The organism is Shewanella sp. T24-MNA-CIBAN-0130 (assembly GCF_040310185.1).
Classification (GTDB): domain Bacteria; phylum Pseudomonadota; class Gammaproteobacteria; order Enterobacterales; family Shewanellaceae; genus Shewanella; species Shewanella psychromarinicola.
In genome coordinates this window covers 1-247 of record NZ_JBEOPP010000478.1, presented here as the reverse complement: position 1 = coordinate 247, position 247 = coordinate 1, and the positions used below count along the sequence as shown (strand labels likewise).

At 38.9% G+C, this 247-nt stretch carries 1 protein-coding gene; it reads right to left on the bottom strand.

The genetic code is table 11. From position 1 onward, the window contains the following. Positions 1 to 33 precede the first annotated feature (33 nt). Positions 34 to 247 (bottom strand): transposase (locus AAEZ02_RS23185; protein WP_351125536.1); only part of this gene is annotated, 214 nt, incomplete at its 5' end.

The window sequence follows — 247 nt, the reverse complement described above, 5'->3', positions numbered from 1 at the left end:
ATCTAGGGTTTTAGCTTTAATACTCAAGTGAATTCAAACTGCAGGTTTTAATTTCTGAAAGTTATCATTAATTGTATCACCGAGCGTGTCAGCAATATCGGGGAGGGTGATGCTAAAAAAGTCAGTGATTTTTCGTCGGAATTCTTTTGTCGTTGCGAAGTATTGCCCATTCCTCGCATGTTTATTCATCACCTTCCACAATCGTTCTATTGGGTTTAAATTTGGACTATAAGGCGGCAGGTAATGC